The sequence below is a fragment of the Actinomadura macrotermitis genome (assembly GCF_009604375.1).
GTDB classification, from domain to species: Bacteria; Actinomycetota; Actinomycetes; order Streptosporangiales; family Streptosporangiaceae; genus Spirillospora; species Spirillospora macrotermitis.
In genome coordinates, this window is sequence record NZ_WEGH01000005.1 from 373,038 (window position 1) to 393,725 (window position 20,688).

General features: G+C 74.2%; 19 protein-coding genes. 7 read left to right on the plus strand and 12 right to left on the minus strand.

Going from position 1 to position 20,688, the window contains the following annotated elements; translation table 11 throughout:
• Positions 1–19 precede the first annotated feature (19 nt).
• Entirely contained in the window at positions 20–1,462 is a 1,443-nt protein-coding gene (locus tag ACRB68_RS34460; RefSeq protein WP_194293562.1) for a carotenoid oxygenase family protein, read from the minus strand.
• A gap of 92 nt (positions 1,463–1,554) precedes the next feature.
• On the opposite strand from ACRB68_RS34460, the gene ACRB68_RS34465 reads away from it, so the two are divergent.
• The gene (locus ACRB68_RS34465; protein ID WP_153540025.1) at positions 1,555–2,187 is read left to right on the plus strand and encodes a TetR/AcrR family transcriptional regulator; all 633 of its coding nucleotides are present in this window, start codon (positions 1,555–1,557) and stop codon (positions 2,185–2,187) included.
• A gap of 6 nt (positions 2,188–2,193) precedes the next feature.
• On the opposite strand, the gene ACRB68_RS34470 is transcribed toward ACRB68_RS34465, so the two are convergent.
• The 3 genes from ACRB68_RS34470 to ACRB68_RS34480 form a co-directional block, all read right to left on the minus strand.
• On the minus strand, positions 2,194–2,493 hold the full coding sequence (locus tag ACRB68_RS34470) for a 4a-hydroxytetrahydrobiopterin dehydratase (protein ID WP_153540027.1): 300 nt from the start codon (positions 2,491–2,493) through the stop codon (positions 2,194–2,196).
• 5 nt (positions 2,494–2,498) lie between these two features.
• Complete coding sequence (locus tag ACRB68_RS34475; RefSeq protein ID WP_153540029.1) at positions 2,499–3,107, minus strand: TetR family transcriptional regulator; 609 nt, start codon at positions 3,105–3,107, stop codon at positions 2,499–2,501.
• 133 nt (positions 3,108–3,240) lie between these two features.
• Complete coding sequence (locus tag ACRB68_RS34480; RefSeq protein WP_153540031.1) at positions 3,241–3,804, minus strand: dihydrofolate reductase family protein; 564 nt, start codon at positions 3,802–3,804, stop codon at positions 3,241–3,243.
• A 127-nt stretch (positions 3,805–3,931) separates the two neighbouring features.
• On the opposite strand from ACRB68_RS34480, the gene ACRB68_RS34485 reads away from it, so the two are divergent.
• The gene (locus ACRB68_RS34485; RefSeq protein WP_207709925.1) at positions 3,932–4,678 is read left to right on the plus strand and encodes a TetR/AcrR family transcriptional regulator; all 747 of its coding nucleotides are present in this window, start codon (positions 3,932–3,934) and stop codon (positions 4,676–4,678) included.
• A gap of 25 nt (positions 4,679–4,703) precedes the next feature.
• Here the strand turns inward: ACRB68_RS34485 and ACRB68_RS34490 are convergent, their stop codons facing one another.
• A complete protein-coding gene (locus tag ACRB68_RS34490) occupies positions 4,704–5,381 on the minus strand; it encodes a response regulator transcription factor (protein WP_328595163.1) in 678 nt (225 codons plus the stop codon).
• Entirely contained in the window at positions 5,378–6,595 is a 1,218-nt protein-coding gene (locus ACRB68_RS42685; RefSeq protein ID WP_207709926.1) for a sensor histidine kinase, read from the minus strand. Before ACRB68_RS42685 ends, ACRB68_RS34490 begins: the two co-directional genes overlap by 4 nt.
• Before the next feature lie 236 nt (positions 6,596–6,831).
• Between ACRB68_RS42685 and ACRB68_RS34500 the strand changes: the two genes are divergently transcribed.
• From ACRB68_RS34500 to ACRB68_RS34520, 5 genes are all read left to right on the plus strand, one after another.
• Positions 6,832–8,994 carry an MMPL family transporter gene (locus ACRB68_RS34500; RefSeq protein WP_153540033.1) on the plus strand — a complete coding sequence of 721 codons (2,163 nt, stop codon included), beginning with the start codon at positions 6,832–6,834 and terminating at the stop codon, positions 8,992–8,994.
• 85 nt (positions 8,995–9,079) lie between these two features.
• Positions 9,080–10,249, plus strand: a complete 1,170-nt coding sequence (locus ACRB68_RS34505) for an alkane 1-monooxygenase (RefSeq protein ID WP_153540034.1) — start codon at positions 9,080–9,082, stop codon at positions 10,247–10,249.
• The gene (locus tag ACRB68_RS34510; protein WP_153540036.1) at positions 10,246–10,410 is read left to right on the plus strand and encodes a rubredoxin; all 165 of its coding nucleotides are present in this window, start codon (positions 10,246–10,248) and stop codon (positions 10,408–10,410) included. The genes ACRB68_RS34505 and ACRB68_RS34510 overlap by 4 nt, the downstream gene beginning before the upstream one ends.
• Complete coding sequence (locus tag ACRB68_RS34515) at positions 10,407–10,589, plus strand: rubredoxin (protein ID WP_153540038.1); 183 nt, start codon at positions 10,407–10,409, stop codon at positions 10,587–10,589. Before ACRB68_RS34510 ends, ACRB68_RS34515 begins: the two co-directional genes overlap by 4 nt.
• Positions 10,582–11,754, plus strand: a complete 1,173-nt coding sequence (locus ACRB68_RS34520) for an NAD(P)/FAD-dependent oxidoreductase (RefSeq protein WP_153540040.1) — start codon at positions 10,582–10,584, stop codon at positions 11,752–11,754. The genes ACRB68_RS34515 and ACRB68_RS34520 overlap by 8 nt, the downstream gene beginning before the upstream one ends.
• On the opposite strand, the gene ACRB68_RS34525 is transcribed toward ACRB68_RS34520, so the two are convergent.
• The 6 genes from ACRB68_RS34525 to ACRB68_RS34550 all read right to left on the minus strand — a co-directional run bounded on the left by ACRB68_RS34525 (position 11,743) and on the right by ACRB68_RS34550 (position 20,550).
• Positions 11,743–13,701 carry a glycosyltransferase family 39 protein gene (locus ACRB68_RS34525; protein WP_153540042.1) on the minus strand — a complete coding sequence of 653 codons (1,959 nt, stop codon included), beginning with the start codon at positions 13,699–13,701 and terminating at the stop codon, positions 11,743–11,745. The genes ACRB68_RS34520 and ACRB68_RS34525 overlap by 12 nt on opposite strands.
• Positions 13,702–13,711: 10 nt before the next feature.
• Positions 13,712–15,706 (minus strand): ArnT family glycosyltransferase, encoded by a 1,995-nt coding sequence (locus ACRB68_RS34530; RefSeq protein ID WP_153540044.1) that lies wholly within the window; start codon positions 15,704–15,706, stop codon positions 13,712–13,714.
• Positions 15,703–16,941 carry a bifunctional glycosyltransferase family 2/GtrA family protein gene (locus ACRB68_RS34535; protein ID WP_153540046.1) on the minus strand — a complete coding sequence of 413 codons (1,239 nt, stop codon included), beginning with the start codon at positions 16,939–16,941 and terminating at the stop codon, positions 15,703–15,705. Before ACRB68_RS34535 ends, ACRB68_RS34530 begins: the two co-directional genes overlap by 4 nt.
• Positions 16,942–17,007: 66 nt before the next feature.
• Positions 17,008–18,438: a sensor histidine kinase gene (locus tag ACRB68_RS34540; protein ID WP_153540048.1), complete on the minus strand. Its 1,431-nt coding sequence runs from the start codon at positions 18,436–18,438 to the stop codon at positions 17,008–17,010.
• Positions 18,438–19,136: a response regulator transcription factor gene (locus tag ACRB68_RS34545; protein WP_153540050.1), complete on the minus strand. Its 699-nt coding sequence runs from the start codon at positions 19,134–19,136 to the stop codon at positions 18,438–18,440. Before ACRB68_RS34545 ends, ACRB68_RS34540 begins: the two co-directional genes overlap by 1 nt.
• A gap of 85 nt (positions 19,137–19,221) precedes the next feature.
• Positions 19,222–20,550: a hypothetical protein gene (locus tag ACRB68_RS34550; RefSeq protein WP_153540052.1), complete on the minus strand. Its 1,329-nt coding sequence runs from the start codon at positions 20,548–20,550 to the stop codon at positions 19,222–19,224.
• Positions 20,551–20,688: the final 138 nt, after the last annotated feature.

The window sequence follows — 20,688 nt, forward strand, 5'->3', positions numbered from 1 at the left end:
GTTTCCTTTCCGCTCGCGGTCACCGGTGGTTCCCGGGCCGCTGGACCCACTGCCCGTGGAAGGTGAAACCGAGGCTCTCGGGGACGGGGAGGGTGCACACCGGGCCGCCCGCCACGTCCAGGGCGTCGAAGACGACGATGCTGGTGGCCGCTTCGGCGATGTCGGTCTCGTAGGCGACCAGCCAGCCCCGGTCGTCGACCACGTCCGGATCGCGGGGCACGAACAGCGGCTCGCTGACCATGCGGCCGGGGCCGTAGTCGAAGGTGTCGGCCTCGCCGCGCTCGGTGTCGTAGCGCGCGACCGCCGAGAACGTCACGCCCGACGCGGGACCGGTGGCGGCGGCGCCGAAGACGTGGCGGTGGGCGGTGGTGGCGCGCCGGGGGTCGATGGTGGGCCACTCCATCGGCAGGCCGTGGACCTGGTGCGCCTCGACCTTGCCCGCGGCGCTCACCCGGTAGCGCCACAGCCGCCCGACGGGGGTGGCGGCGGCGTCGAGCAGGTGGCTCATGCTGGAGATGGCCTCGTGCATGACGGTCCAGGACCGGAAGCGGGCCAGGTCGAACACGATGTCGTCGCCGTCGTCGTAGGCGCCGGCGAAGTGCCACTGGAACCACGGGTCGGTCTCCACGACACGGAACGGCCCCCCGTCGCGGGGGACCAGCAGGATGCGGGTGGGCTCCTCGCCGTGCCAGCGCATCGCCTCGAAGGGCGACAGGCGGCCCGACACGATGGCGGGCAGGTCCAAGACGACCGGGCCGAGGCAGAACACCAGGTGGGTGGCGGTCATCGCGAAGTCGTGGACCATGAAGCGGCGCGGCATGCGGACGGTGCGCAGGTGCTCGGTCGGGCGGCCCCGCCGGGTGCGGTAGATCTCCAGCTGCGGGCGCGGGCCATAGACGCAGCCGAAGTTCCACACCTCGGCGGTGGCGGGGTCCCAGCAGGGGTGGGCCGAGTAGGGGGCGCCCTGCCGGTCGGCGAAGAGGCGGCCGAGGAACCCCGACGGCGCCAGCGCGCCGTCCAGGTCGCAGCGGCCGAGGGTCTCCAGCGTGCCGGGGTCCAGCTCGAAGGGCGCGTCGGACTCCCACAGCGCCAGCAGCCGGCCGTCGATCATCGCCACCGAGGTGTTGGCCTGCGAGGCCGCCGGGGGCATCGTCAGGTTGCGCAGCCGGCCGCCGGTGGCCATGGACCCGCCGAGGCGCAGCGGGACGGTGCCGGTGCCGCGCGCCTGCACCGAGGCCCGGTAGGAGGGCGTGCGGACGTAGCGGGAGCGGACCCGCACCGGGCCGCCGGGGGCGAACGTCACGGCGCTGACCAGGCCGTCCCCGTCGATCATGTAGTCCGACAGGTGGTTTCCCGCGCCGTTGCGGTACAGGGTCCCGGCCAGCCCCTCGGGGACGGCCCCCTGGGTCGGGTGGAGCTCGGCGTCGACCTCGGGGGCCCAGCCGCCCTGGCGCAGATCCATGGAGACTCCAATGTGATCATTGAATACATTCATGTAATCGTTGATTACATTCCCTTCCGGGACGGGTGTCAAGGTGTGGTACGACTGGCTGCATGAGCACCCCGACGGCCGGCCGGCCCTACCATCACGGCTCGCTGCCGGAGACGCTGGTCGCGCACGCCGTCCAGTTGCTGGACGAGGCGGGCGCCGACGCGGTGGTCGTCCGCGAGGTGGCCCGCCGGGCCGGCGTCTCCCCCGCCGCGCCGTTCCGGCACTTCCCCGACCGGGCCGCCCTGCTGGCCGCGGTCACCGAGGCCGTCGCGGCCGACTTCGCCCGGATCCAGGCGGCCGCGGTGGACACCGCCGAGAGCATCCCCTTCCGGGCCCTCGGCGCCGCGTTCGCGCAGTACGCGCTGGACCACCCGCACCGGTTCGCGCTGCTGCGCGGCGCCCTGTTCGGCGCCGACCGCACGCCCGCACTGGAGGAGGGGCACCGCGCCTTCACCGACCGCATCACCGAGCTGATCGTCGCCGGGCAGCGGCGCGGCGAGCTGCGGCAGGCCGACCCCGAGCTGATCAAGATCGCCGCCCAGGCGCTGGTCTACGGCCTGTCCCAGATGTTCGTCGACCGCTATCTCGACGCCTCGCGCGCCGACACGGTCATCGGGCAGGTCATCGACCTGTTCGGCCTCGGCGTCCTCGCGCCGGACAGCGCGCTGCGCGCGGACGGCTGCGAGCCCGCCTGACCGCGCTCAGCCCTCGCCCTGCGCGGCCAGCCGGTCGATGACCGCGGCCAGGTCGAAGTCCTTGGCGGTGAGGCCGCCGGCGCTGTGCGTGCTCAGCGCGAACGTCACCGTCCGCCAGCGGATGTCGATGTCGGGGTGGTGGTCGGCGTCCTCGGCGGCCCGCGCCACCCGGTCCACCAGCTCGATCCCGGCCAGGAACGAGGCCGCCTCCACCTCCCGGCGGATCTGCGCGCCGTCGCGGACCCAGGCGGGCAGCCCCGCCATCCGGACGCTGATCTCTTCTTCCTCCAGCAGGGCGGCGCCCATGGCGGTCACTCCTTGTCGGCGGGGCGTTCGGGCAGCAGCGCGATGCGCGCCAGGACCAGCCCGAGCCGGCGCGCGGTGACGTCGGCGGGCCCGACCGGCTGCACGATGTGGCTGACGGTCAGCCGCACCACGGTCTCGATGGCCAGCGCGCGGGCGTCCGCGTCGACCTCGGGCCACGCCTCGGCGCCGTAGGCCTCCAGCATCGCGGTCGCGGTGTCCAGCAGCGGCTCGGACCGGGTGGTCAGATGGGCCAGCAGGTCGTCGTCCCCGCCCCGCGAGCTGGTCAGGATGCTCTTCAGCAGCGGATTGTCGGCCGCCGCCTCCAGCGTGAAGCGCACCCCGGCCTCCACCGCGTCGCGCAGGTCGGCGCGGTGGGCGTCCAGCCGCTCCTGGACGCCGAGCAGGAACCGCTCCACCTCGCGCATGACCAGCGCCTGGCCGATCGCGTCCTTGGTGCCGAACTCGGTGTAGAGGGTCTGGCGGCTGACCCCGGCGGTGGCGGCGATGTGCGCCATGCGCAGCTTGTCCCAGCCACCGGCGGTGACCAGGTCGTAGGCGGCGTCCAGCAGCCGCTCGTGCAGGAGCGAGCGGACCGATTCCCGATAGCGCGTCATCACCTCCAGCATAACGATCACCACCGTCCAGTGTCTTGACACCTTCCCGCAAAGTGTCTAGCTCCTGGACAGGACAGTGATTGGTGAACGGCCCCTGGGCGGTAACGCCGGGTCCGGTCCGCGGCCGATCGGCTCAGCGGCGGACGCGATAGCGGATGTGGGTGGCCTCGGGCGTGTCGAGCACCTGGATGATCTCCAGCTCGATCTCCGACGACAGGACGTCGAACAGCCGGCGTCCTGCGCCCAGGAGTACTGGAATGTGGTGGATCTGCACTTCGTCCAGCACTCCGGCCTCGAGGGCCTGCTGCACCGTGTACGCGCCGCCGCGGATCTGGACGTCCCGTTCCCCGGCCGCGGCCTTCGCCTGCGCCATCGCGCTTTCGATCCCGTCGTTCACGTAGGTCACCAGCGGATAGCCCCACCTGGCGGCCGGGCCGGGCGGCCGGTGGCTGGGGACGAAGATCGGGAGACCGCCGTGAGAGCCGCCCCAGTGGTCCATGAGCTCGGCGGTCCGCCGGCCCGCGAGGATCGCACCGGCCCCGTTCCATTCGTCCTGGAACTGCGCGACCGGCCCGGGATGCCGGTCCGAGTCGGCCCACTTGTGCAGCCGCTCGCCGTCGTCGCCGCCGAGGAAGTCGTTGGGATCGGCGATGTACCCGTCGAGGGACATCGACATGTCGAGCACTGATCTGGACATGACCCGCTCCTTGTTTCGCGGCGTGGCCCCTCGGCCACCGCCTGTTCCCAGGGTGGGGAATTAACTGTGTCCCCAGGACACTGTGTACGGTAGAGACAGTTTTGGCGGATGGCAAGCGGGAGACGACGTGGCGGTCAACGAGGATCCGAGGACACTGGCGGAACTGCTGTGGGGCCTGCGCAAACCGCGCACCAGAGGCCCCAGGCCCGCCTTCGACCTCGCCCGGCTGGCCGGCGCCGCCGTCGAGGTCGCCGATACCGAGGGCCTGGAGGCGGTCTCCATGCACCACATCGCCGCCGAGCTCGGCCTCACCAAGATGGCCCTGTACCGCTACGTCAACGGCAAGACGGAGCTGATGGCCATCATGATCGAGGCGGCGGTCGGCACACCCCCCGACCTGAACGGGGTGGCCGGCTGGCGGGCCAAGCTGGAGGAGTACGTCCGCGAACTGTCCGCCGCCTGGCGGCGCCACCCCTGGCTGCCGTCGGTCACCGTGGGCGACCGCGTCATGGGCCCGAATGAGACCGCATGGACCGAGACAGCTCTCAGCGCCCTCACCGACACCCCCTTGACCGAACGCGAACGGCTTGACGCGGTCATGATGGTGTCCCACCACATCCGCGCCACCCACTCGGCCGCCACCCAAGGCACTCAGACCTGGACGGACGGCAGCGCCGCCCCCGTCATGCGCGACCTGCTGCTCCTCAACGCCGACCGCTTCCCGTTGCTCGCCACCACCGTGGCCATTCCCTCGACCACCACCACCCGGGAATTCGGCCTCCGCGCCCTCCTCGACGGCCTCGAACGCACCATCACCCAACGCGCCCACGGCAACGGCGACGAACAACCGGCTTCGCGCCCAGGCCCTCGGTAAGCGGCGACCGCCGGCGGCCCGCCGGTCAGTGGCCGATGTTGCGGTCGCCTGCCTCGACCAGGCCGCTCTCGTAGGCGAAGATGACGATCTGGGCGCGGTCGCGCAGGCCCAGCTTGGTGAGGATGCCGGAGACGTGCGTCTTGACGGTCGCGGGTCCGATGAAGAGCTCTTTGGCGATCTCGGAGTTGCTCGACCCGCGGGCCACGGCGGCCATCACTTCGCGCTCGCGGTCGGTGAGGCGCTCCAGGCGCTCGGCCACGGCGGTGTTGACGCTCAGCCGCCGGGCGAACCGGCCGATCAGCCGGCGGGTGATCGAGGGGGCCAGCAGCGCGCCGCCGTCGGCGACGGTGCGTACGGCGGTGGCGAGCTGGTCGGGCGGGATGTCCTTGAGGACGAAGCCGCTGGCGCCGGCGTGCATCGCCCGGTAGACGTACTCGTCCGGGTCGAACGTGGTCAGGATGAGCACCCTGACGTTCCAGTCGGATTCGGCCAGGATCCGCTCGGTGGCCTCCAGGCCGTCCATGTCCGGCATCCGGATGTCCATGAGGATCACGTCGGGCCGGTGCCGGCGCGCCGCCTCGATCGCCTCGGTGCCGGTCCCGGCCTCGGCGACGACCTCGATGTCGTCGTGGATCCGCAGGATCATGGCGAAGCCGCCGCGGACGAGGGCCTGGTCGTCGACGATGGCGACACGGATGCTCACGCGGGCTCGCCTCCGGTGGGCAGGTGGGCGGTGACGGCGAACCCGCCGTCCGGGCGCGGCCCGGCGTCGAGGGTGCCGCCCAACAGTAGTGCCCGCTCCCGCATCCCCACGATGCCGTGGCCGCGTGTCCCGTCCCGGGCGTCTCCCGGCAGGGCGGCGGTGCCGCCGTCGTCGCGCACCTCGATGACGATCTCGCCGCCGACGGCCCCGAGCCGGACGTCGGCGCGGGCGCCGGGACCGGCGTGCTTGAGCACGTTGGTGAGCGCCTCCTGAACGATGCGGTAGGCGAACAGGTCCACGCGAGCGGGCAGTCCGGCCGGGAGCGTGGCGGGCGACAGGGTCACCGCGACGCCCGTTGCACGGATCTGGTCGGCCAGGCGGGGAACGTCGGCCAGGCCGGGCTGGGGCTCGGGGCCGCCGGCATCGCTCTCGGGACGCAGGACACCGAGCAGGTGGCGCAGCTCGGCCAGCGCCTGCCGTCCCTCGTCTTCGACCGCCCCCATCGCCCGCAGCGCCTGCTCCGGGATCGGGCCGTCGGCGGCGTGCGCGGCCATCGCCTTGGCCGCGCCCGCCTGAACGGTCATGACGCTCACCCGATGGGCCACCACGTCGTGCAGCTCGCGGGCGATGCGCGTCCGCTCCTCGGCCACGATGCGGACGGCCTCGGCGGCCTGTTCGGCGGCGAGCCGGGCGGCGTGGCGGTCGCGCAGCCGGAGACCGCGCCCCACGTACCACAGGCCGACCATGAGGACGGCCCCGAAGACGGCCTCACGCCACGGCGCGGACTCCGTCCGCAGGTCGACGGTGACCAGGGCGACGGCCGCCACGACGCCCGCGGGCCCCCGCCATGAGTCCGGCGAGTACCGCCCGGCGCTGTACAGGGCGATGAGCACCGGAACGCCGATGAGGGTGCGCGTGGTCGGCAGCAACACGGCCCAGGCGACCAAGGTGACGCTCAGCACGGCCAGAGGTGCCCGGCGTCGCCAGTACAACGCCGTACCGGCCGCGGCGAAGACCGGCAGAGCGGCGAGATCGAGGTCGCGAAGGGGGCGGAAGGCCAGGTCGTCTCCGGGCATGTCGCGCACGAGCACCAGCACCAGGAGGACCAGCCCGGCGAGGACGGCGTCCATGGCGCGCGGCCAGCGGGTGAAGGGCCCCCAGAGCCTTCCGGGGCCCTCGGCGGGCGGGCCGGAAGGCGGCTTCGTGCGGTTCACCAGCGCTCCACGGTGCGAGATGCGGTGCCCTCCGCGGCTTGTCGGCGGGCGCGGGGCCACCGTATGCGGGAACGGACACACCGGTCATCCGCCGCGAGGCGGAGCGGGCCTCCGCTGCGCGACGGGGACCGGTTCCGCCGGTGGACGGGCGACTGCGGCGGCCCCGGCGAGCACGGTTGGTGCGACACCCACCCCGGCGCACTCACCGCCGCATCCCCCACCGAAGGAGCACCGTCATGCATCGCGTCATCCGTCGCATAGGCGACGCCAGCGCCCGCCGACCATGGCCGACGATCGGGCTCTGGACTCTCCTGGCCGTCCTGGTCATCGGGCTGGCGGGCACCGCAGGCGGCAGGTTCGCCGACGACCTCGCCGCTCCGGGCAGCCAGAGCGAACGGGCGATGAAGTTGCTGGAGGAGCGCTTCCCGCAGGCGGCCGGTGGCAGCGCCAAGGCGGTCTTCGCCGCCCCGCAGGGTGAACGGCTCGACCGCTACCGACCCGCGATCCAAGCGGCCCTCGCCCGGATCGCCGCCGCCAAGGACGTGGCCGCCGTCACCGACCCGTTCGTCACCGGCACGGTGTCGCGCGATGGGCGCATCGGCTACGCCGAGGTCACCTTCGACCGGCCCTCGGCCGGGCTCGGCCCCGAACCGGTGAAGGCGGTCACCGGCGCGCTGGCGCCGGTACGGGCCGCCGGCGCCGTCGCGGAGGTCGGCGGCGACGCCGCGTTCGTCAACGCCGAGACCGAGACCTCGGGCACCGAGGTGGCCGGTCTGCTGGCCGCCCTGGTCGTGTTGCTCGTCGTCCTCGGAACGGCCGTCGCCGCCCTGGTGCCGATCGCGATCGCGATGGTCACGGTGGCCACCGGACTGTCCGGCATCGCACTGCTGGCCCATGCCATGGACGTCACCAGCGCCGCGACGAGCGTCGGAATGCTGATCGGCCTGGGCGTCGGCATCGACTACGCCCTGATCATCGTGGCCCGCTACCGCCAGAACCGGACGGCCGGCCAGGACAACCGCACCGCACTGTCGAACGCCATGGCGTCGGCGGGCTCGGCGGTCCTGTTCGCCGGAGGCGCCGTCGTCGTCGCGATGTCGGCGCTGCTGCTGACCGGCCTGGGCCTGCTGGCCTCGATCGGGCTCGGCGCCGCGCTGGTCGTGCTCTTCGCCATGGCCACCGCCCTCACCCTGCTGCCCGCACTGCTGTCCCTGCTGGGCGACCGCATCGACGCCGGACGCGTCGTCCGCCGCCACCGCCTCCCCGCCAAGCGCACCGAAGACGGCGCCTGGTGGCGTCTGGCGCATCATGTCTCGGGCCGCCCTTGGCCGTATCTGCTCGGCGCATCGGCGCTGCTGCTCACGCTCGCCGCCCCGGCGTTGTGGATGCGGACCGGCTACCCCGACGCCGGCGCCGACAGCACGAGCACGACCCACCGCCGCGCGTACGACCTGCTGGCGAAGGGCTTCGGCCCCGGCCACAACGCCCCGCTGCTGCTCGTCGCCGACCTGCGCCGCCCGGGCGTGACCGCCCAGACCATCCCCGACCTCACCGAACGTCTCGCCGCCGACCCCGGCATCGCCGCGGTGGGCCCGCCGCGGACCTCTCCCCGGGGGGACGCGGTCGTCGTGCCCGCGATCCCCACCAGCGCCCCCGCGGACGCCGCGACCTCCCGGACGCTGGAACGCGTTCGCGACCTGGCCCCCGCCAACGTCGCCGTCTCCGGCATGACGGCCATGACCGACGACCTCACGCGGCAGCTCGACAAGACCCTCCCGATCTTCATCGCCGCGATCCTGGCCACGTCGTTCCTGCTGCTGATGGTGCTGTTCCGCGCCGTCGTCGTGCCGCTGAAGGCCGCCGTCATGAACCTGCTGTCGATCGGCGCCGCCTACGGCGTCGTGGTCGCGGTGTTCCAGTGGGGGTGGTGCGCGGACCTGTTCGGCCTGGACGGAACGTACGCGATCGCCTCACCGCTGCCCACGATCTTCTTCTCGGTCCTGTTCGGCCTGTCCATGGACTACGAGGTGTTCCTGCTCTCCCGCATCCGCGAAAGCTACGACGCCACCGGCGACAGCACCGCGTCGGTCGCGCGCGGCCTGGCGGGCACCGGCCGGGTGATCACCTCCGCCGCTCTGATCATGACGGTGGTCTTCCTCGGCTTCGTCGCCCACCCGTCACCGATGGTGAAGATGCTCGGCCTGGGCCTGTCCACGGCGATCCTGCTCGACGCCACGGTCGTCCGGATGCTCCTGGTGCCCGCGACCATGGCCCTGCTGGGCAAGGCCAACTGGTGGCTCCCCCGCCGGCTCGACCGCCGGCTCCCCCACCTGACCGGCCCGGCCACCGAGCCCTTCCCCGACACCCCCGCGCCGCCCCCGGCGCCCGCCGTCCGCTGAGAAGGCCCCGAGCTCCTCCTGTCTTGACACTTTTTTCTAAAGTGTCTAGCTTCTAGACATATCAGCGATTTCTGTAGGAGGGCCGATGACCGCGATCGCGACACCCGGCACCGGTTCCGGCGCCGGCGCGGCGGACTGGCGGGACGGCAAGAGGTACCTGTGGCTGCTCGGCCTGTTCGTCCCCACCTTCCCCTTCCTGGCCTGGGGCCTCGCCGCCGCCACCGGCGCCGGCGTCTTCTGGTGGTCGGGCCTGGTCCTGCTGTACGGGATCTTCCCCGTGCTGGACCGGCTCGTCGGCAAGGACTCCGTCAACCCGCCCGAGAGCCTGCTCGCCTGGCTGGAGGGGCAGCGCTACTACCGCTGGTGCACCTACCTGTTCCTGCCGCTGCAGTACGCCGGGCTCGCCACGGCCTGCTGGCTGTGGACCGGCGGCGGCCTCTCCGCGATCGACAAGATCGGCCTCGCGCTCACCATGGGCGCGGTCGGCGGCATCGGCATCAACACCGCCCACGAGCTCGGCCACAAGAAGGACGACCTGGAGCGCTGGCTGTCCAAGATCGCCCTCGCCCAGACCGCCTACGGGCACTTCTACATCGAGCACAACCGCGGCCACCACGTCCGCGTCGCCACCTCCGAGGACCCCGCCAGCTCCCGGCTCGGCGAGGGCTTCTGGCGGTTCCTGCCGCGCAGCGTGTGGGGCAGCTTCCGCTCGGGCTGGCACCTGGAGAAGGCCCGCCTGGCCCGGCTCGGCGAGGGCCCCTGGACGCTGCGCAACGACGTCCTGAACGCCTGGGCGATGACGCTGGTGCTGTTCGGCGGCCTGCTGGCCGCCTTCGGGCCCGCCGTCCTGCCCTACCTGCTGGTCCAGGCGGTCTTCGGCTTCTCGCTGCTGGAGGTCGTCAACTACCTGGAGCACTACGGGCTGCTGCGCCAGAAGACCGCCACCGGCCGCTACGAGCGCTGCACCCCCCAGCACAGCTGGAACAGCAACAACATCGCCTCCAACGTGCTGCTCTACCACCTGCAGCGGCACAGCGACCACCACGCCAACCCCACCCGCCGCTACCAGGCGCTGCGCCACTTCGACGAGGCGCCCGAGCTGCCCTCGGGCTACGCCACGATGATCGTGCTGGCCTACGTCCCGCCGCTGTGGCGGCGCGTGATGGACAAGCGCGTCATCGCCCACTACGGCGGCGACGCCTCCCGCGCCAACATCCAGCCCGGCAAGCACGCGCGCTACGGGGTGGCGGCATGAGTCGTCACCGGTGTCCGGTCTGCGAGTACGTCTACGACGAGACCACCGGCGACCCCCGTGAGGGCTTCCCCGCCGGCACCCCCTGGGCCGACGTGCCCGACGAGTGGCCCTGCCCCGACTGCGGGGTCCGCGAGAAGATCGACTTCGAGGAGACGGCATGACCGACTACAAGGTCTACGAGTGCCTGGTCTGCGGGTTCGTCTACGACGAGGCCGAGGGCTGGCCGGACGAGGGCATCGCCCCCGGCACCCGCTGGGACGACATCCCCGACGACTGGTCCTGCCCCGACTGCGGCGCCGCCAAGTCCGACTTCCAGATGGTCGAGACCACCCGTGCCTGAGAACGCCGTGCCCGAGGAGATCGTCATCGTCGGCACCGGCGTCGCGGGCGCGACCGCCGCGCTGACGCTGCGCGCCGAGGGTTACGACGGCCGCCTCACCCTCGTCGGGGACGAGCCGCACGAGCCCTACCGGCGGCCCCCGCTGTCCAAGGACGTGCTGACCGGCCGCACCCCCGCCGAACGGACCCGGCTGAAACCGCCCGCCACCTGGGACGCGCAGGACATCGACCTGGTCACCGGCACCGCCGTCACCGGGTTCGACGCCACCCACGTCACCCTCACCGGCGGCGCCCGCCTCCCCTACGGCCGGCTGCTGCTCGCCACCGGCGGCCGCCCCCGCCGCCTCCCCCGGACCGCCGGCGTCCCGGACGCGCACACGCTGCGCACCCTCACCGACGCCGAGGCGCTGCGCGCGGACCTGCGCCCCGGCGCGCGCGTGCTGGTGATCGGCGCGGGCCTGGTCGGCCTGGAGGTCGCCGCGTCCGCGCGGGCGCTCGGCTGCGAGGTCACCGTGCTGGAGGCCGCGCACCGGCCGCTGGCGCGCGTCCTGCCCGCCGGGCTCGCGGACGCCGTCCTCGCCCTGCACCGCGAACGCGGCGTGCGGGTGCACACCGGCGTGCGGCTGGAGAGCGTCACCCGCCAGGGCGGCACGGTCATGGCCACCGCCACCGGCGGCGAACACTGGGCCGCGGACGTCCTGGTCGAGGCGACCGGCATGCTCCCGGCCACCGAACTCGCCGAACAGGCGGGCCTGCGCGTGGACGGCGGCATCACCGTTGACGCCTACGGCACGACCAGCGCGCCGAACGTGTTCGCCGCCGGCGACGTCGCCGACCGCCCCGACCTGCTGCACGGCGGACGCCACCGCGGCGGTCACTGGAACCACGCCCAGGAGCACGGCGCCGCCGTCGCCCGCAGCATGCTCGGCAAGGGCGCCCCCTACCGGACGCTCCCCTGGTGCTGGACCGACCAGCACGGCGTCACCCTCCAGCTGTGCGGTGACACCGGCACCGACGCCGAGCTGACGGTCGACGGCGATCCGGCCGCGTTCGACTTCGGCGCCGTACTCAGCCGGGACGGGCGGCCCGTCGCCGCGGTCGCGGCGGGCCGCCCGGCCGAGTTCCGGCGGCTGCGCGCCGCCATCACGGACGCCTCAGCGCGCTGACGTCAGGTCGTAGAGGGTGACGCCGCCGACGGTGCGGGCGGTGAACGACGACGTCACCCACGCGTTGATCTTCTGGGCGGCGTCGCTGCCGCTGGTGGCGCGCATCGCCATCCCCCCGACGCCCGCGATGAAGTAGTGCACGCGGTGCCCGGCGACCAGCCGCTGGAACTCCTCCAGAGTGGGCGCCGGGTCGGTCCCGTTGAACCCGCCGACGGCCATCACCGGCAGGCCCGTCGCCAGCTGGTACCCCGCGGCGCTGTTGGAACCGACCGCCGCAGCCGCCCACCGGTAGGCCGACGCGCCGTCCTTCAGCGCCGCGACCACCTCGGCGCCCGGCTTCGCCGCGTTCAGCAGCCCGCCCGGCCCGCCTCCGGGCCCGCCGCCCCGGCCACCCGCGAACCTGCCGGGAGGCATCCCCGGCATCATCCCGCCCGGGCGGCGGCCCATCATCGGGCCACCGCCCGGACGACCGCGCGGCCCGCCCATCCGCCCGAACCTGCCAGCGGCGCGCGGCCCGGCCGTCACGATCGACCCGCTATGCGCCGTCCCGGCGGTGTCCAGCGCGTAGGCGGCCGGTCCGAGCAGGCACACCACCGCCGCCGCCCCGGCGGCGACCGCGGCCGCCCGTCCCGGCAGTCGGCCGCCGACCGCCAGCACCGCCGCCACCACCAGCCCGGCGGTCAGCACCAGCGGCCGCAGCCACGGGTGCCAGTCCGGCGTTCGGCCGAGCAGCACGCACGCCCACCCGGCCGTGACCACCACGACCCCGGCGGCCACGACGCCGAGGCGCCGCTCGCGCAGCACCGCCGCGCCGAGCCCGGCCAGGGCCGCGACAGCCGGGGCGAGCGCCACGGTGTAGTACTCGTGGAAGATCCCGCGCATCAGGCTGAAGACCAGCCCCGTCACCAGCAGCCAGCCGCCCCAGGTGAGCAGTGCCGCACGCAGCGCGTCGGTGCGCGCGGCCCGCCGCGTCGCCCACAGGCCCACCACCAGCAGGACCAGCGCGGCGGGCAGCAGCCAGGAGATCTGGCCGCCGCTCGCGGCGCCGAACATCCGCGCCCACCCGGCATCCTGGTCCAGATTGCCCAGCCCGCCGGTCTCCTCCCCGTTCAGCCGACCGAGGCCGTTGTAGCCGAGCGCCAGCTCCAGGACGCTGTCGTGCTGCGAACCGCCGATGTAGGGACGCGACCCGGCCGGCACCAGCGCCACGGCCGCCACCCACCACCCGGCGGAGACCAGCAGCGATGCCCCGGCCAGCAGCACCTGCACGACGCGTCGCCGCAGCGGCGCGGGCGCCGTGGCCAGGTAGACCAGGGCGAACACCGGCAGCACCAGGAACGCCTGGAGCATCTTGGCCAGGAAGCCGAACCCCACCAGTGCACCGCACAGCATCAGCCAGCCGGTGTGCGCGCGCTCCTGCGCCCGGATCAGTGCGTACGCGCTGGCCGCCAGCAGCAGCACCAGCAGCGCGTCGGGGTTGTTGAAGCGGAACATCAGCGCCGCTACCGGCGTGAGCGCCAGCGCGGCCCCCGCCAGCAGCGCCGGGAGCACGCTGTCCGGTGTGCGGCCGAGCGACCGGCGGACGGCCGCGTACAGCACTCCAACCGTCGCCACGCCCATCAGCGCCTGCGGCGCCAAGATGCTCCAGGCGTTCACCCCGAACAGCCGCGCCGACAACGCCATCGGCCACAGCGCACCCGGCGTCTTGTCGACGGTGATGGCATTCGCCGAATCGGACGAGCCGAAGAAGAACGCCTTCCAACTCGTCGCGCCCGCCTGCACGGCCGCCGAGTAGAACGCGTTGCCCCACCCGGACGCGCCGAGCCCCCACAGATACAACACGGCCGTCGCAGCCAGCAGGACCAGCAGCGCCGGGCGCGCCCAGGCCGGGTCGCCCGGCCGCGCCGCCAGGTACTGCCGGGCCGGTTTCGGCAGAGTCGCAGTCATCGGTTCCCCCTCAGCTCAGCCGGTACAGCTGCGCGCCGCTGCCGGACGTGCCGCCGTACTCGCTCGCCTGCACCGCCGTGCCGTGCTGCTGCACCCAGGCGGTGACGGACGTGCCGCCCGAGTCCGGGCCGCGCCCGCCGCCCTGGCCGCCGATCATGATGTAGCGGAGCCGGCCGTCCTTGACGTACTGCTGCAGCTTGGCGACGCTCATCGCCGGGTCGCCGCCGGTGAAGCCGCCCATCGCGATGACGGGCCGCCCGGTCCGCAGGATGAGCGAGGACGCCTGCTGCGCGCTCGGCACCGCGACCAGCCACTGCGCCGAGCCCTGGTTCTTCTCCAGGTAGGTGATGAGCTGCCGGCTCACCTCACCGCCGGGACCGCCGCGCATCATGCCCCCGTCGCGCATACCGCCAGGAGGCATCCCCGGAGCGCCGTTCGGCGGCCGGCCCGGCATCCGGCCCGGTCCAGGGAAACCATCCCGGCCGCCGCGCGCGAAGCCACCCGGCGGGCCGCCGAAGCCTCGCCCGGTGTTCGGTCCCGCCAGCGGGTTGGTGCCGTTGACGTGCGAGGCCGCCGCCGACGCCGCGTACGCGCCCGGACCGGCCAGCCCCGCCACCAGCGCCATCGCCACGCCCGCGATCATCACCGGCAGCCCGGCGCGGCGGTGGAACCGCGCCGCCACCAGGTCGACGACGGCCAGCACCGTCACGATCGCGACCGCCCACCGCAGCCACGGGTTCCAGCCCGGCGTGCGGTTCAGCAGCACGAACGCCCACACGCCCGTCACCGCGACCGCCGCGGGCAGCACCCACGCCCACGCCGCCGAGCGCCGGTACGCGCCGAACAGCAGGACCGCGCCCGCGCCGGCGAGCGCGGCGATCGCCGGGCCCATCGCGGTCGTGTAGTAGGGGTGGAAGGTGCCCTCGGCGAAGCTGAACACCACGTAGTGCACCGCCAGCCAGCCGCCCCACAGCAGCAGCGCGGCCCGGCCGAGGTCGGCGCGCGGACGCCGCCGCAGCAGGATCAGCCCCGTCACCAGCGCGATCGCCGCGAACGGCAGCAGCCAGGAGATCTGCCCGCCGATGATGTCGTTGAACAGCCGGCCCGCGCCGGACGCGCCGCCGAATCCGCCGCCGCCCATCCTGCCGCCGCCTCCGCCGGGGCCGCCGCCCTGGCCGAAGACGCGGCCGAGGCCGTTGTAGCCGACGACCAGGTCCCGCACCGTCCCGTCGGTGCTGCCGCCGATGAAGGGACGCCGGTCCGCCGGGATCGCGTCCACCACGACCATCCACCACAGGCTCGACACCGCCAGCACCGCGCCCGCCGCCAGCAGGTGCACCACCCGCCGCACCCAGCCGGCCTTGGCCGCGACCAGATAGACCAGCGCTAGCGCGGGCACCACCAGGAACGCCTGCAGCATCTTGGTGTTGAAGCCGCAGCCGACGAAGAACGCCGCCGCCAGCAGGAACCGCAGCCGCCCCGTCTCGACGGCGCGCTGCGCGCCCCACGCCGCCAGCACCAGGAACAGCACCAGCAGCGAGTCGGGATTGTTGTCCCGGTCGATCGCCACGGTGATCGGCGTCAGCGCCAGCACCAGCGCCGCGATCGTCGCCGCCGGGTACCCGAACGCCCGCCGCACCGTCGCGTGCACCACCGCGACCGACGCGACGCCCGCCAGCACCTGCGGCAGCAGCAGGCTCCAGGTGGAGAACCCGATGACGCGGGCGAACAGCCCCATCGCCCACAGCGCCATCGGCGGCTTGTCGACGGTGATGAACGAACCGGAGTCCAGCGAGCCGAAGAAGAACGCCTTCCAGCTCTGCGTGCCGCTCTTCACCGCCGCCGAGTAGTAGGCGTTGGCGTCGCCGGCGCCCGTCAGGCCCCACGCGTACAGCGCGAACGCCAGCACCAGGATCGCCGCGAGCGCGGGCCGCGCCCAGCGCGGCCGCCGCACCGGTTCGCGCTCGGCGGGCGGCGCGTGCGCGGTCAGGGTCTCGGTGGTCATCGGTCGCTCCCTTCCCGGCCGAGCCGCCGGGGGTGAAAGATCCAGGCGCGCATCAGCAGGAAGCGCACCAGCGTGGCCAGGGCGTTCGCGCCCACCAGCGCCGCCAGCTCGACGGCGCGGGACGCGCCCGGCGCGGTCGCGTGCAGCAGCGCGAGGCCGCCGGAGCTGAGCGCCAGGCCGAGCAGGAACGTCAGGCCGCCCTCCAGTTGCTGGCGGAACGCGCCGCGCTGGCCCGTCACCCCGAAGGTGAAGCGGCGGTTGGCGGCGGTGTTGCCGATCGTGGTGATGACCAGCGACGCCGCGTTCGCCCACAGCGGCCCCATGACCAGCCGGAACAGCACGAACAGCAGCAGCTGCGCGAGCGTGCTGATCGCGCCGATGACGGCGAACACCGGCAGCTGGTGGCGCATCCCGGCGGGCAGCTCGGGCCGGGGCCGGCCGCCGACCGGCGCGGCGAACCCGCCGGTCAGCATCCGCCGCGCGACCCGCGCCATCCCGCGCAGGTCGTCCAGCGCGGTGCGCAGCACGTCGACCCGGCTGTCGGGGTCGTCGACCCAGTCGACGGGGACCTCGTGGATGCGCAGGCCGTTGCGCTCGGCGAGCAGCAGCAGCTCGGTGTCGAAGAACCACTCCTCGTCCTCCACCGACGGCAGCAGCGCCTGCGCGATCTCGGTGCGGGCGGCCTTGAAGCCGCACTGCGCGTCGCTGAACCCCGCGGCCAGCGCGGTGCGCAGCAGCAGGTTGTAGCAGCGCGAGACGACCTCGCGGCGCGGGCCGCGCACCACCGCCGAGCCGCGGGTGAGGCGGCTGCCGATCGCCAGGTCGCTGTGCCCGGAGATCAGCGGCGCGACCAGCGGCAGGAACGCGTCCAGGTCGGTGGACAGGTCCACGTCCATGTAGGCGACGACGTCGGCGTCGCTGCCGCTCCACACGTACCGCAGCGCCCGGCCGCGGCCCTTGCGCTCCAGCCGGACCGCCCGCACCCGCGGCAGCTCGGCCGCCAGCTCCTCGGCGATCCGCCAGGTCGCGTCGGTGCTGGCGTTGTCGGCGACGGTGATGCGGAACGGGTAGGGGAACCCGGCGCGCAGGTAGTCGTGCAGACGGCGCACGCTGGCGGCCAGCACGCGCTCCTCGTTGTGGACGGGGACGACGACCTCGACCAGGCGTCCCCCGCCGCCTCCCGGCGGCGGCAGTGGCGCCCCGGCGAGATCGGGTTCGGTGACCAGGTGGCTCATGCGACCACCGTCGGCGGCCGGGGTGGGAAGGCCCTGAGGCCCGTCTTAAGCCCGGATGAGAATGCCTCAGTCGTCCGGTTCGGCGGTGCCCGGCAGCCGGACACGGGCCAGTGTGCCGCCGCCCTCGGCGGGCTCCAGCGCCACCTCGCCGCCGGTCTCCCCGACGACCCGCGCCACGATCGACAGGCCCAGCCCGGACCCGGGCAGGCTGCGCGCCGACGGCGACCGCCAGAACCGCTCGAACACGTGCGGCAGGTCCTCGGCGGCGATGCCCGGGCCGTGGTCGCGGACGGTCAGCTCGCCGCCGGCCAGCCGCACCGTGACCTCGCCGTCCGGCGGGCTGAACTTCACCGCGTTGTCCAGCAGGTTCACCAGCGCCCGCTCCAGCGACCCGGGATCGCCGTGCACGAACCACGGCTCGATGGACGCCTCGATGCGCAGGCCCGGCCCGCGCAGCCGGGCCCGCTCGACGGCGCGTCCGGCGACCTCGTGCAGCGCCACCGTCTCGCCGCCGGTCTCCTCCCCGGCCGGGCGGGCCAGCTCCAGCAGGTCGCCGACCAGGCTGGACAGCTCCACCATCTGCGCCTTCACGCTGGCCAGCAGCCGCCGCCGGGTGCCTTCGGGCAGTTCCCGGCCGGTCGCCTCCGAGCGCAGCAGCAGGTCGATGTTGGTGCGCAGGCTGGTCAGCGGGGTGCGCAGTTCGTGCCCGGCGTCGGCGATGAGCTGCCGCTGCCGCTCGCGGGACCCGGCGAGCGCGGCCGTCATGGTGTTGAACGACCGGCTCAGCCGGGCGATCTCGTCGGTGCCCTCCTCGGGGATGCGCACGCCCAGGTCCTCGGTGCGGGCGATGTGCTCGACCGCGCCGGTCAGCTCGTCCACCGGCCGCAGCGACGCGCGCGCGATCACCAGCCCGGCCACCGCCGACGCCAGCACCCCGAACGCCGCGACCGCCAGCAGCGCGAACGCCAGCCCCTCCAGCGGGCCCTGCACCTCGGCCAGATCGATGGCGAACGAGACCGCCACCTGGGGGCCGCCGCCGGTGTCCAGCCCCCGGGTGAGCACCCGCACGTCGACGGCGTCGCCGGCGGCGGTGACGCCCCGCCCGTCGTGCACCGCCTCGGGCCGCTCCCCCTTGGCGACGGCGGCGTCGGCGCCGGTCACGGTGATCGCGCCCGCGTTCGACAGCGTGCAGCGCGTGCCGTCGGCCCGGACCACCTGGGCGATGTCGGAGGGTCCCATGCGCAGCGGCGACCGCACGATCCGGGTGACCGGGTCGGCCGAGCACGCCGCCAGCGCCTGCGAGATCTCCACCGCCAGCGGGCCGCGCACCGGGCCCCCGCCGGGCGGGCCGCCGACCGCGTGCAGCCGCCGGTCCAGCTCGTTGTAGAGCCGGTCGCGCACCACGAACCAGCTGAGCACCGCGCACGCGGCGACCGCCACCGCGACCGCCGCCCCGATGAGCAGCGCGAGCCGGCCGCGCAGCGACAGCCGGCGCATCACGAGCCCGCGCGCAGCACGTAGCCGACACCGCGCACGGTGTGCACCAGCCGGGGCCGCCCGCCGGCCTCGGTCTTGCGCCGCAGGTACATCACGTAGACGTCCAGGGAGTTGGAGGCGGGCTCGAAGTCGAAGCCCCAGACCGTCTCCAGGATCTGCTCGCGGGTCAGCACCTGCCGGGGATGGGCCAGGAACATCTCCAGCAGCATGTACTCGGTGCGGGTCAGCTCCAGCGGCTCGCCGTCGCGGGTGACCTCGCGGGCGGCGGTGTCCATCCGCAGGCCGGCGAACGCCAGCACCTCGCCCGGCCCGGCCGGGGCGGGCGCGGCCATCGCGCTGCGCCGCAGCAGGGCGCGGACGCGGGCCAGCAGCTCGTCCAGCTCGAACGGCTTGACCAGGTAGTCGTCGGCGCCCGCGTCCAGGCCGGTGACCCGGTCGCCGACCATGTCGCGGGCGGTCAGCATCAGCACCGGCATCGTGGCGCCCTGCGCGCGCAGCCGGCGGCACGCGGTGAGCCCGTCCATCCGGGGCATCAGCACGTCCAGCACGATCAGGTCGGGGGCCTGCGCGGCGACCCGCTCCAGCGCCAGCACCCCGTCGGCGGCGGAATCGACCCGGTACCCCTCGAACTCCAGGCTGCCGGCGAGGGACTCGCGGACGGCCGGCTCGTCGTCCACGATCAGAATCCGCTGCTCCATGCACCCACCGTAACCAGCGGCGATGTCTCGCCGATCCGGCGCGGCGCGATTCTCATGCGGCTCTCATGAACCGCTGAGCGCGCGTTCAGGAGGCGCGGCGGACCACCCTTCCGGTCAGCACGGGCCCGGTCGCCACGGTCCCGGCGACGACCGCGGGCCGGTCCGGGACCGGCAGCGGGGTGCGGCGCGTCCACGGCCGGTACCGGGAGGCGTTCCGCAGCGTGCTCACCGCGATCTTGGGGACGGCGCGCGGCGCGGTCCGGGTCGTCACCCGCACCGCGATGCCGGTGGCCGAGGCCGGCGCGCCGGTGGCGGCCATCAGGGACGTGGCGGTGCGCGCGGCGCGGCGGGCCATGTCGCGGGCCGACATGGCGGACGCCTCGGCCGGCGCCGGCGGGACGGGCCGGGTCGCGGTGACCCAGGTGGTGCGCATGACGTCGACGACGACGTCCTTGGCCACGTCGCGCATCAGGTCGCGCAGCGCGTCCTTCATCGCCAGCCGCAGCGCCTCGCGCAGCAGCTCGGCCATCACGGTCTCGATCGCGAACACCGTCGCCTGCAGCGCGGCGCGCGCGGCCATGTCACGGGCGGTGCGCGCCAGGGCGCTGCCCGCCACCGCGGCCAGCAGCCCGCCGGCCGCGCGGGCGGCGTCGCTGCGGGCCGCCTGCCCGGCGGCATCGGCCATCGCGGCGGTCAGCGGGGTGAGCGCGGCGGCGTCCTGCGCCCGGCCGCGCACCACCGAGACCAGCTCGCGGGCGCTCTCCTTGGCCACCTCCTGGACGACCTGCGCCGCGATGTCGCGGCCGACGTCCAGCGCGACCTCCACCGCCACGTCGGCGACGGCGTCCAGGGCGCTGTCCACGACGGCCCTGGTGGCGGCCTGCACGATCGGCGCCGACACCGTCCGGTTCGCCACGTCCAGCGCGGTCGCGGTGGCGGCCCGCGCGAACGGGTTGCGCGCGGCCAGCCGGGCCGCGGCCGCCGCCACCGGGTGCTGCGCGGCCTGCCCGGCCAGCGCGACCGCCGTGGTGGTGACACCGAGCGCGGTGCCGGTCACGGCGTTGGACTCGGCGACGGCGCGCGCCTCCAGCACCGCCTTCTCCGCGGCGGCCGAGGCGATCCGCACCGCGGCGTCGCGCGCGGCCCGCTCCACCGCGCGCATCGCGCCGGTGCGGTTCAGCTGGTCGACGATCTGCACCGCCGCCCGGCCCGCGGCGTCGCGGCCGGCCTGGCGGACCGGGCCGGTCAGCACGGCGGCGTGCCGCGCCGCCTGCGACGCGGTCGGCGCGAGCCCGTTCCAGATGTCCTCCAGCCGCTCGGCCGCGGCCTGGTCGATCTTGGCGGGCAGTCCCGCGCGCTCGGCGGAACCGCTGGTCGCAGACTCCCCGGCGGTGCCGTCCACCTGTCCGTCCACGGCCGTGACCTCCCGTTCGGGTACCTGTAAATCACCATAACCGGCGCATGGCGGCTTCCACCTCCTACCTCGGAGGGAGCTATAGTGGCCGTGGAACGAGAGGGAGGTGAACGTCGATGGCCGTCACTGTGGTCGCTG